This is a genomic window from Paenibacillus lautus NBRC 15380, from assembly GCF_004000945.1.
GTDB classification, from domain to species: domain Bacteria; phylum Bacillota; class Bacilli; order Paenibacillales; family Paenibacillaceae; genus Paenibacillus_AQ; species Paenibacillus_AQ lautus.
This window is the reverse complement of record NZ_BIMF01000018.1, coordinates 80,438-91,508: the sequence shown is the minus strand read 5'-3', so window position 1 is coordinate 91,508 and position 11,071 is coordinate 80,438. Positions and strand designations below refer to the sequence as shown.

At 49.7% G+C, this 11,071-nt stretch carries 9 protein-coding genes and 2 tRNA genes; all 11 read right to left on the bottom strand.

Annotated features, from left to right (window positions below; genetic code table 11):
* Positions 1–21 precede the first annotated feature (21 nt).
* The gene (pheS, locus tag PLA01S_RS24940; protein WP_127594491.1) at positions 22–1,056 is read right to left on the bottom strand and encodes a phenylalanine--tRNA ligase subunit alpha; all 1,035 of its coding nucleotides are present in this window, start codon (positions 1,054–1,056) and stop codon (positions 22–24) included.
* 483 nt (positions 1,057–1,539) lie between these two features.
* Positions 1,540–3,408, bottom strand: a complete 1,869-nt coding sequence (gene abc-f / locus PLA01S_RS24935) for a ribosomal protection-like ABC-F family protein (RefSeq protein ID WP_127594490.1) — start codon at positions 3,406–3,408, stop codon at positions 1,540–1,542.
* Positions 3,409–3,500: 92 nt separating this feature from the next.
* Positions 3,501–3,641 (bottom strand): hypothetical protein, encoded by a 141-nt coding sequence (locus PLA01S_RS32135; protein WP_164817512.1) that lies wholly within the window; start codon positions 3,639–3,641, stop codon positions 3,501–3,503.
* 335 nt (positions 3,642–3,976) lie between these two features.
* Positions 3,977–4,047, bottom strand: a tRNA-Gly gene (locus PLA01S_RS24930).
* A 70-nt stretch (positions 4,048–4,117) separates the two neighbouring features.
* A tRNA-Pro gene (locus PLA01S_RS24925) sits at positions 4,118–4,191 on the bottom strand.
* A gap of 182 nt (positions 4,192–4,373) precedes the next feature.
* Positions 4,374–5,336 (bottom strand): aldolase catalytic domain-containing protein, encoded by a 963-nt coding sequence (locus tag PLA01S_RS24920; protein WP_127594489.1) that lies wholly within the window; start codon positions 5,334–5,336, stop codon positions 4,374–4,376.
* Between the two features lie 142 nt (positions 5,337–5,478).
* Complete coding sequence (locus tag PLA01S_RS24915; RefSeq protein ID WP_127594488.1) at positions 5,479–6,996, bottom strand: leucyl aminopeptidase; 1,518 nt, start codon at positions 6,994–6,996, stop codon at positions 5,479–5,481.
* 84 nt (positions 6,997–7,080) lie between these two features.
* Positions 7,081–8,205, bottom strand: coding sequence for an ATP-binding protein (locus PLA01S_RS24910; RefSeq protein ID WP_100538969.1), 1,125 nt, complete (start codon positions 8,203–8,205; stop codon positions 7,081–7,083).
* A 324-nt stretch (positions 8,206–8,529) separates the two neighbouring features.
* Positions 8,530–8,937 (bottom strand): hypothetical protein, encoded by a 408-nt coding sequence (locus PLA01S_RS24905; protein ID WP_015737147.1) that lies wholly within the window; start codon positions 8,935–8,937, stop codon positions 8,530–8,532.
* A 285-nt stretch (positions 8,938–9,222) separates the two neighbouring features.
* Positions 9,223–9,762: a peroxiredoxin gene (locus PLA01S_RS24900; protein WP_009593058.1), complete on the bottom strand. Its 540-nt coding sequence runs from the start codon at positions 9,760–9,762 to the stop codon at positions 9,223–9,225.
* Between the two features lie 174 nt (positions 9,763–9,936).
* Positions 9,937–11,013: a 3-isopropylmalate dehydrogenase gene (leuB, locus tag PLA01S_RS24895; protein ID WP_127594487.1), complete on the bottom strand. Its 1,077-nt coding sequence runs from the start codon at positions 11,011–11,013 to the stop codon at positions 9,937–9,939.
* Positions 11,014–11,071 lie beyond the last annotated feature (58 nt).

Sequence of the window (11,071 nt, the reverse complement as noted above, 5' to 3'; positions counted from 1 at the left end):
CACTTCCCTTTATCGTTAAAATTAGATCCGCGTGAACTGATTCAAGAATGCTGTATCGTTGTTGAAGAAGTGACGGATGTCATCCACGCCGTATTTCAGCATGGCAATTCGCTCAACCCCCATACCGAAAGCAAAACTGCTGTACTTCTCAGGGTCATAACCGCCCATTTCAAGCACCTTCGGATGAACCATGCCGCAGCCTAAAATCTCAAGCCAGCCTGTTTGCTTGCATACACGGCAGCCACTGCCGCCGCATCTTACACAGGATACGTCCACTTCCGCGCTCGGCTCCGTGAACGGGAAGAAGCTTGGACGCAGACGGATCTGCGTGTTATCGCCGAACATCTCCTGCACGAATTGCAGCAGCGTCCCTTTCAGATCACTCATGCGAATGTTCTCGCCGATGACCAAGCCCTCGATTTGATGGAACTGGAACGAATGCGTCGCGTCATCGTCATCCCGGCGGAATACGCGGCCCGGGCAGATGATTTTGACAGGAGCTTTTCCGTTCATCGACAGCATCGTCCGGGCTTGCACCGGGGATGTCTGAGTACGCATCAGCAGATCTTCCGTCAAATAGAAGGAATCCTGCATGTCGCGTGCCGGGTGATTCTTCGGCAGATTCAGCGCTTCGAAGTTGAAGTAGTCCGTTTCCACCTCAGGGCCTTCCGCTACCTGATAACCCATCCCGATGAAAATATCCTCGATATCCTGGATCACCTTGCTCAAAGGATGAACCGCGCCTTGGCTGAGCTTGCGTCCCGGAAGGGTTACGTCCACCTTCTCTGCACGCAGGCGCTCTTCGGTTTCCTGCTGCAGAAACGCTTCCTGCTTGCCGGAGATGACTTCCTCAATCGCGCCCCGAACGTCATTGGCCACCTGGCCGATAACGGGACGCTCTTCTGCGCTCAGCGCTCCCATTCCGCGCAGGATTTCCGTCAGAGCACCTTTTTTGCCAAGGTATTTCACCCGCAAATCATTCAGCTGCTGCGGATCGGTAACATCCTGCAATTGCGCCAATGCTTCCTGCTTTAATGCTTCTAATTTTTCCTTCATGGCTATTCGCACACCCCTTTGTAAACTCCATCATAGTACTGAAAACAAAAAAGACTGAAAACAAAAAAGACTGAAAACAAAAAAGGCCTCTCCTCCCGAAAAGGGACGAAGAGACCGTGGTACCACCCTTGTTAACATGCATCATACCCAAACCAAGGCGGTAAAAGGCCTTAGGCCCCGAGTATGCATCATCATGCTCACTTGACCGACGTAACGAATCGGACCCGTTATCCCCTACTGACCGGCTGCATGCCGTGTTCAAGGAACTGCTCCGGAGCGAACTTCACTAGCCTGTTTCTATAGGGACACTCTCAATCCACGGTATCCCTTCCCTGTAAAGAGGCACTAGCTACTTTTCTCCATCCACGCATTTATTACATATGCAAATATATAGGGTTTATTATATGCAACCTTTCGGGATATGGCAAGTTTCATTTCCCCATTTTAACCCTTTCTGACTGATTTTAATCATGATCCCTGATCTTATTCCGACTGAAGCCTGGTCAGCTCAGCCCGGAGCGCCCTGATCTCGGCAAGCCAACTCGCCTCGTCCCCGGCTTCAAAATCTTCGGCTGATAAGCCCAGTAATTCCTGAATCCGATATTCGAGCTCCATTCGCCGATTGTCCTTCTCCGTATTCCCCCTGATCACACCGGTCCGCGAGGCCTGTTCCTCCTCCTCGTCCACACTTCCCTCAAACCAAACCGGAGCTTCCCCAGGCTTCAGCGTGAGCAGCCGATTCGCGATTTTGCGCACCAGATACCGGTCGTGGGATACGAGCGCAATCGCACCCGGAAAACTCACGAGCACTTGTTCAATCACCTCGCGGGTATCCACATCCAGGTAATTCGAGGGTTCATCCAACACGAGCAGGTGCGCCCCGCTGAAATACAGCTTGAGAAAAGCCGTTCTGCACTTCTCTCCCATACTTAGCTGCCCCATCTTCTTAAACACATCGTCCCGCCTGAAGAGGAACGAACCCAGCAAGGTACGCGCACGGCTCTCCGTCATTCCCGGAATGACGAGCAGACTATCCAGCAGCCTGGTTTCATGTTCAAGCCCCTCAAGCTCCTGTGAGAAATAACCGATCTTGACGGAAGGATTTCGGGTAATCCGGCCCTCCTGCGGTTCGATGTCGCCCAGCAGCAGCTTGAGCAGTGTCGTTTTCCCGCTCCCGTTAGGGCCTCTTACGGCCAACCGGTCGCCGCGGTTCAGATAGAAGGTGAGTTTATTAAAAAGCGGTTGATCTCCGTATCCAAAACAGATGTCCTTCACTTGGAGAAGGGTACGGCCGCCAAAAGCTTCCCCTTCCAGGTCCATGTTCAGCTTAGGACCGTTTCGCGGTTTATCCACCCGCTCTGCTTCCAGCCGTTCCAGCGCTTTTTCCTTAGCATGATATCTTGAAATGTTCTTCTTAGCCTTGGCCTTGTAAAAGCTGGCGGTGATCTTGACGTCACTTACGTCTCCGGCCGCGTTATGCGCTTTATGGAACCACTCCTCGTATCTTCGGATCGATTCCTCCAGCGCTTTGCGGGCCAGTTCCTGCTTCCGGTAAAGCGTCTCCCGCTCGCGCAGCTCCCGCTCTTTTTCGCGACGGTAATCCGTATATCCTCCCCGGTAACGCCGGAGTTCCTCCGAGGTCAGCTCACATACAGAGGTTGCTACCCGGTCGATGAATTCCCTGTCATGGGAAACAAACAACACGGTGCCTTTATAGGACGACACCAGCCACTGCTCCAGCCAGACCAAGCTGTCACTGTCCAGATGGTTCGTGGGCTCGTCGAGCAGTAAAAATTTCGGTGCCGATACAAGGAGCCCTGACAGCATGACCTTCGTCTTCTGGCCTCCGCTCAGCTCACGGTAGGATACAGGCCATACCTCCGGCCCGATGCCCAGCATCGTCATCGCTTTCTCCACCTCGGTCTCCCACTGGAAACCGTTCTGGGACTCGTAGCGCTCCAGCAGATTGCCATATTGCTCAAGCAATGGTTCCATTTCTGCAGCGCTGCCGCCGTTCATCCGCTGCTCGACTCCGGCAAGCTGAAGCTTCAGCTGCCATAATGTTGGGTGACTGCGGCTGCGCACCGTATCGATAGCACTCCTATCGACTTCGTCCGGCTCATCCTGCTGTCTGAGCCAGCCCCAGCGCTCTCGTGGGAGAATCGTCTCCACAACGCCCGAGGTCGGCTCGAGCTCGCCGGCCAGGATCGAGAGGAGCGTGGTTTTGCCGGTGCCGTTACGCCCGTACAGCGCAATCCGTTCTCCTTCCGCCACCTCCAGCTGAATGCCTTCAAACAGCGGCCTTCCTTGGAGCTCCATACTTATATCTTTCGCTTTTAGAATCATGGTCATATCGCCTCATCCTCTCTCTTTGAAAAAACTAAAAAAACCGCAAGCGATGGCCTGCGGCGGATGTTATAAAGAGAGGTATGGGGCTGGTCTGATTACCGGGACGAATTTGCACGACCGACACGACTTCGGCTGTTCATTCCAGTCCAGCCTTGACTGTCATTGAGATGAAGCTCAATAACCTCGGCCGTTAGCGGAAGCTGCAAATCCGTTCCGTATATGTGATTGTTTTGCATAAGAGCACCGTTTTGACATAACAAAAAGAGGTACCCCAGTCAGATTGTTCAGACACACCAAATCTCTCCCTCTACCGCCGTAGAGAAACGCCTGCAAAACCACATGCAGTTGTTTAGAGAAAAGGGTGTCTTACTTCATTGGATTGGGTTACCTCGCATTCTTGGAATGAAATTATGGTCATTATAACAGATATTCTTAAGATGTAAAAGGGTTATTAGCTGAATCTCTACATATTTGAATGCCTGCTGTCCCATGTTTATTCCGGTCCCATATACATTTCGAAAAAAAGTAAACAAAAAACCCTTGTCACCAAGGGTTTCCGGTTCTAACTATAAGCGGGTGATGGGAATCGAACCCACGCTACCAGCTTGGAAGGCTGGAGTTCTACCATTGAACTACACCCGCATATCAACCCACAAAAGTGGTAGCTATGCTTTGAAGCATATTCCGATTACTTTTGCGAGGCATAAGCGAATCGGGACGACACGATTTGAACATGCGACCCCCTGGTCCCAAACCAGGTGCTCTACCAAGCTGAGCTACGTCCCGATAGTGAAGATGCTGTCTTTTGAAGACAAAAATAAATATACCATGCTGAACACGTAATTTCAACATGTATTTTATGGAAAATGGATCGTCCGTATTAGAAAGCAAACAGCATCCTTCCGAGGAGGGAAAGATGCTGTATTTCCTTGACTTATATAGGTAGCAGGGCTGCAAGAGCACCTTGCCTATTTCTTGTCGAAAGTCACTTCCGGCGTCGTCAATTTATCATAAAAATCCACAATTTTGTCTTTATCGTCCGAAGCACGGAGTGCCATGGCGGAGCGTGGATGTTCGTCCAGGGTGCCTGTAATCATGTAAGGCATGATATAACCCCACTCTTCTTTTTCGCGAAGAGGGATCATGTAGCGCTCGATAATGTCCAAAACCGGGCGCAGCTCATACTTCGTGCCTTTCAAATGGGTAACCAGCAGCTCGGTCGGGCAGTTGCCGGCCGCACGTCCCATACCGTATACGGATGCATCCAGAAGCTCAACGCCAATATCTGCAGCAACCAGCGTGTTGGAGAACGCCAGCTGCATGTTGTTATGGGTATGAACGCCAAGACGTTTGTTCGGCAGATGCGTCTTGAACTTATTCACAAGGTATTCCATGTCTTTATGATCAAGGCTTCCGTAAGAATCGACGATGTACACTACATCCACGACGCTCTCCCTGATCAGCTCAAAAGCTTCCAAGAGCTCATTCTCCATCACGTTGGAGAGAGCCATGATGTTCAGCGTAGTCTCATAACCACGATCGTGGAAGGTCTGTACCAGCGCCAGCGCCTTATCCACGTCTTTGATGTAACAAGCGACACGGATAAGATCCAGCAAGCTTTCCTCGCGCGGCAAAATATCGTCTTCATCCACACGGCCGATATCTACAAGTGCGGACAGTTTGGTTTTACCTTTATGAGGAATCACTTCTCTGAGGAACTCATCATCCAGAAAACGCCAAGGGCCCGCTTGATCAGCGCCTTTCAGCAGTTTAGGCGAATTTTTATAACCGATTTCCATATAGTCCACGCCAGCCTCATTCAGGCCCGCATATAAATTTTGTACGAATTCCACACTAAAATCCCAATTATTTACCAGTCCGCCATCGCGAATGGTACAGTCTACAATCTTTGTCTGACTACTCTTAATCATTCTAAGCTAAACTCCTCTCGGCAATTTTTCTCTTCATCATACTTGAATGCCGGTTGAAAAGTAAAGCAAAAACGTCCGAAGGACGGACGTTTTACAAAGGGATATCGGACTGCCACTGCCTCTTCATTTCATAACAAGCGCTTCAATCCATGACGACCTGGGCCTGCTTGAGTATCCAGTCGGTGATGGTACGGACGAGCACGCCGGTTGCCCCTTTAGGATCCACGCCCCGCTCCTTGGATAAGTATGCCGTACCTGCTATGTCAAAATGCACCCAAGGCAGCCCTTCAGCAAATGTCCCCACAAAAAGACCGCCTGTTATCGTCCCGCCTTCTCGGCCCGTTTGATTTCGCAAATCCGCCACCTCACTCTTCAATTTATCCCAGAACTCCGGATAGGATGGCAGCGGCCATATTTTTTCGCCGGCCCTCCGGGAGGAGGCAATAAGCTCCTGTAAAAAGGTCTCATCATTGGTTACGGCCCCAGTGGCGATATCCCCCAGAGCCGAAACAACAGCCCCCGTCAATGTGGCCACATCAATCAATCGCGAAGCCCCGAGCTGCTTGGCATAGGTCATTCCGTCCACAAGCACGATACGGCCCTCGGCATCCGTATTCAATACTTCGATGGTGCGGCCGCTCAGTGTCGTGACGATATCGCCGGGTTTAAAGGCGCTACCGCTCATCACATTCTCGGCTGACGGAATCACCATCACTACATTTACTCTGGGGCGAATCCGTCCCAGCGCTTCCATGACGCCCAGTACGGTAGCCGCCCCGCCCATGTCGCTGATCATATCCTCCATCCCGGATGCTCTCTTCAGCGAGACGCCACCGGTATCAAACGTAACCCCCTTGCCAACAAGGCCGACAACATCCTCCCACGTCTCTCGTCCCTGATAACGGATCGCGATCATGCGCGGTGGATGTATGCTGCCCTTACCGACGGCCAGGAGGCCGCCCATGCCCTTCTCGACAATTCCTTCCTCGTCCAGCACCTGGGCTTCAAAACCGTACCGTTTCGCAACCTGAAGCGCCTTCTGGGCCAAGTCTTCCGGCAACAGCATATTGCCGGGCAGGTTCGTTAAATCCCGTGCCAGACAGGTCGCTTCCCCAATCGCTGCCCCTAATGACATCCCCTTTGTCCACCCGGCTTCAAATTCCGCATCCATATCGCCTTCTATATAATAGAGGATTTCTTCTATATTCGTTTGCTCGGAAGCATCACGCTTATAATGAGGTTTGCGATAGCTTCCGAGGATAAAACCTTCAGTTAAAGCCTGAGCAGCATCTTGCGGAGTCTGTTCCGCAGTGAAGTTGAGCATCGTATTCGGAATTTGAATGGCAGCACTGCGTACACCCGATTTCCCGGCGGCTTTTACCGCCTGTGCTGCAAGCAGCCGCAGCTGCTCGGATGTCAGAATTCCTTCGGGACGGCCCAGCCATATTAATAGGCGCGCTCCGCCTTCGATACTCTCCGGCCATACGAATGACCGATTGGGAGTGCCGTCAAATAACCGATTCTCGGCCAACTGTTTGAGCAGCGGATCCCAGGACTCGGAAACACCGCCTTCCGTCGCTTGTTTTTTCGTTACGGGAACAATGATGGCATCGGTATGCACATGCCCAGATGATAAACGGTCCTTTAATGTCCACTTCATGCGTTCTTCTCCTCCTAAAAAAGAAAAAGCCATTCCATCGGAACAGCTGCTCTCGTATTCATTTCAGGCACGTATCGTACAATCTTAGACTTCCGAAACGTCCAACTTGGGAAATGTAATCACAAACTCCGTCCCGGCACCTATCTGGCTATCCACGGCAATCGAGCCGCCATGGTTCCGGATAATACTGTAACTCACGGATAATCCAAGCCCCGTTCCACTCTCCTTGGTCGTGAAGAACGGATTGAACAGATGGTTCAGTGTATTCTGATCCATGCCGCCGCCGTTATCCGAAATGCAGATGTTGATATGTTTTCCCGTATCGCGGGCGGAAATATCAATCACTCCGGTGATGTTCTCATCATGATGCTCATTAATCGCATCCAGGGCATTTTTAATAATATTCAGAATCACCTGTTTGATCTGCTTCACATCCACGGATATAAAGGCAGGTGGGGTCTTATCGGTATGCAGATTAATCTGGCATCCCTTCATTAAGGCTTCACTTTCAGTTAGCAGAACGACTTCCTTCAATAAGGAGGATACGGACACAATCTTGGTTTCTGGAGCCGAGGGTTTGGAGGAATTTAGAAATTCATATATAATATCATTCGCACGATCGATCTCCGTAAGTATAATTCTGGCATACTCGTCCTTACCTAAACTTACGAGATGCGGACGAAGCAGTTGGATGAAGCCACGGATGGAGGTGAGCGGGTTGCGTATCTCATGGGCAATGGAGGCCGAGATCTTTCCCAGCATGGCCAGCTTATCGTTCTGATAAGCGGTTTGCTCAATTCGTTTGAAGTCGGATACATCCTTCACGCTGATCAGAAAATCGCCTTCCATCTGGTCCCCATAAGTCATCGTGATCAGCCACGATCTGCCATATTCATCAACCAATTCATGAAATCTCTTGCGATGGAATACCGTTTCCCGAAAAATGCGAAGTATTTTCCTCTTCTTAAATTTGGATAGCTGGGGATGACGCAACAGTTGGGTCAGCGTACAGCCAGTCAGCGATTTACGGGATACACCTAGTAATTTTGCCATCTGTACATTAACAAATGCCAACACACCGTCACTATCAAAGAGGATGATCCCGCTGTCGAGATTCTCCAGTATGTTCTCATACTTGTTCCTAATAAGCTGGCTGGAATGAAAAGAACGAATTGCCTGCAGCTCAGATTCACGGATTTGACTCAACAAGATGGCTCCCCCTTTTCTTGAAAAGTTGAACTCACCAAACCGACAAAAAAACTTGCAAAAATCAGCTTGTCCGCCTTTGAATCAGAAGCAGCCCGAATCTGCTTCCTTCCATGATAGTCATCGAGACAAAGAAACGTCAATCAGAAATCCTGTCGAAAAATGGAAAATTGCATAAAAATACCATTCCTCGCTCTTATGTATTTTTGTTTATGTATTGTATATAACACCTATTTTCAAACAACTAATATAAACATTACCCCCTTGTGTTTGATTTGAAACATTAAAAAAGCCCCGGGTATTCACGAGGCTTTATTAATTCCTGCATTAAGGTTGCTTCTGGAGCCGGAGCCTGCGCTGACTCATCACGGCAAGCCGTCTTTTCAGTTCGCCCTGCCACTTCTCATCCTCCATCCATTTGGCAACCACCAGGAGATCTAACGACATATCAATCTGACTCTGCACCACCGTTAGCGGATCCTCCGACTCCCGGTTGACAACATTCTCAAAAATCGCATCCTCATCTTCCATCACATAATCCTGAAAATCCACCTGGGATGCTCCGTCACCATGGGCATATTCAGCTAATATTTCATACTCATTCTCAACCCGATGATGTACCTCGACGCGATGGCAGACCGGACAAGACAGCAGGGGAACATTATGTACTTGAGTGCGATAATGCTTCAGTGTACCCTTTGTACCCATCATACTAGCCCCACAGCAAAAACTCATATCGTTCACCCTCCTTTTGTGGATTCTCTACCGTTTCAAAATATTGTATTCGCTTTCAGTCCCGCTAATTCCTTCATGAAAAAAACCTCGATTAAAATTTTAAAGCACGATTCCCTAAACATAAGTCAGTAAGCCTATATATTTAATTATATATCAACGCAGAATGCGGTTCTCTAAACAAGAGTCTTCCCCTATTTCATCCAATAAAATCAGAGGTGAAAAAACCCCCATTACCTGCACATAATGTCAGATAATGAGGGTTGCCTTCACTTTAACGAAATGGAATTACAGGTTGCTGTCGCCTGGTTTCCAGTTCATAGCGCACAATCCGCCGGATTGAAGTGCTTGAAGAACGCGAAGCGTTTCTTCTACACTGCGGCCTACGTCGTTATGGTTAACCACTTGATATTTCAATTCGCCTTCTGGATCGATGATGTACAAGCCGCGCAGAGCAACGCCTTCTTCTTCGATCAGAACACCGTAGTCTCTTGCTACATTTTTGGTGATGTCGGAAGCCAGCGGGAAGTTCAATGCTCCCAGACCATTAGCTTCTTTAGCTGTGTTGATCCAAGCTTTGTGGCTGTGGATAGAGTCAACACTTACACCCAGAATTTCAGTATCCAATGCTTTGAATTGATCGTAAGCATCGCTGAGAGCCGTGATTTCAGTTGGACATACAAAAGTGAAATCAAGCGGATAGAAGAAGAATACGAGCCATTTGCCGCGGTAGTCGGACAGGCTTACTTTACCAAAATCTTTACCGTCTCCTGATACAGTTTCCATTGTGAAATCAGGAGCCGCTTTACCAACCAAACGTTCTGCCATGATTGAATTCCTCCTTAACATATGTAAGAAAATACGTGTATTTTCTACATGCTATGTTCCTATGAACATTTAATAGAAATGTTATCATTGAGGCTAATCAAAGTCAAGATTGTAGACGTTACTTTATTATAATTATTATAAATAAGGAGTTTCTTTGAACGATCGCTTCCTTTATTAACGGATAGCCGCGGCGATCAAATCGCCCATCTCCGTCGTGCTGAGCGCTTTGCTCTTATCCACGGCAATGTCTGCTGTCCGGTGTCCGGCATCAAGCACCTCGGCAACTGCGCGTTCAATTGCGTCTGCCGCATCCTCGTAGCCAAACGTGAGGCGGTACATCAGCGCCACGGAAAGAATCGTTGCGATTGGATTCGCCAAGCCTTGGCCGGCAATGTCCGGTGCCGAACCATGTACCGGCTCATACAGACCGAAAGCTCCTTCGCCCATGGATGCGGATGCCAGCATCCCGATGGAACCTGTCAGCATGGCTGCTTCATCGCTTAGAATGTCGCCGAACATGTTCTCGGTTACGATCACGTCAAAGCTGGACGGACGGCGCAGAAGCTGCATCGCGCAATTGTCTACCAGCACATGCTCCAGTTCCACGTCCGGATATTCAGGAGCGATGCGGTTTACCGTTTCGCGCCACAAGCGGGACGTTTCCAGCACGTTCGCTTTATCGACGGAAGCCAACTTCTTCCGGCGCTTCTGTGCAATCTCGAAGGCTTGATGGACGATGCGCTCTACCTCCGCCGTGTTGTATACGCAGGTATCTACCGCCTCTTCTCCACCAGCGCCTTCACGTCTGAACTTCTCGCCGAAGTATATTCCTCCTGTCAGCTCACGAACGACCATCAGGTCAGTACCTTCCAGAACTTCAGGCTTCAATGTGGACGCATCTTTCAAGCAATCGAAAATGACAGCCGGACGCAGGTTGGAGAACAGGCCAAGCTCTTTACGGATGCCAAGCAATCCCGTTTCCGGGCGAAGCTCCTTCGAATTGTTGTCCCATTTCGGTCCGCCCACCGCTCCAAGCAATACAGCATCGGCACTTTTACATACATTCAACGTTTCTTCTGGCAGCGGCGTCCCTTTCTCGTCAATGGCAATGCCGCCAAACAGCGCATGTTCCGTCGTAAATGAATATCCGAACACCTCTTCGGTACGTTTCATGATCTTCTCCGCTTCGGCCACTACTTCAGGACCGATGCCGTCTCCGGCAATTACCGCGATTTTTTTCGTTTCTGCCATTCTTCGTCACTCCTTATTTATATATACACTGGTCGTATTTAATCATCTAGTTACTGTT

Bases quoted from the DNA above. Each gene is read 5' to 3' on its own strand.
- leuB (WP_127594487.1), bottom strand. From the start codon at position 11,013: ATGGCAGAAACGAAAAAAATCGCGGTAATTGCCGGAGACGGCATCGGT.
- PLA01S_RS24900 (WP_009593058.1), bottom strand. From the start codon at position 9,762: ATGGCAGAACGTTTGGTTGGTAAAGCGGCTCCTGATTTCACAATGGAA.
- PLA01S_RS24920 (WP_127594489.1), bottom strand. From the start codon at position 5,336: ATGATTAAGAGTAGTCAGACAAAGATTGTAGACTGTACCATTCGCGAT.
- abc-f (WP_127594490.1), bottom strand. From the start codon at position 3,408: ATGACCATGATTCTAAAAGCGAAAGATATAAGTATGGAGCTCCAAGGA.
- PLA01S_RS32135 (WP_164817512.1), bottom strand. From the start codon at position 3,641: ATGCAAAACAATCACATATACGGAACGGATTTGCAGCTTCCGCTAACG.
- PLA01S_RS24915 (WP_127594488.1), bottom strand. From the start codon at position 6,996: ATGAAGTGGACATTAAAGGACCGTTTATCATCTGGGCATGTGCATACC.
- PLA01S_RS24905 (WP_015737147.1), bottom strand. From the start codon at position 8,937: ATGAGTTTTTGCTGTGGGGCTAGTATGATGGGTACAAAGGGTACACTG.
- pheS (WP_127594491.1), bottom strand. From the start codon at position 1,056: ATGAAGGAAAAATTAGAAGCATTAAAGCAGGAAGCATTGGCGCAATTG.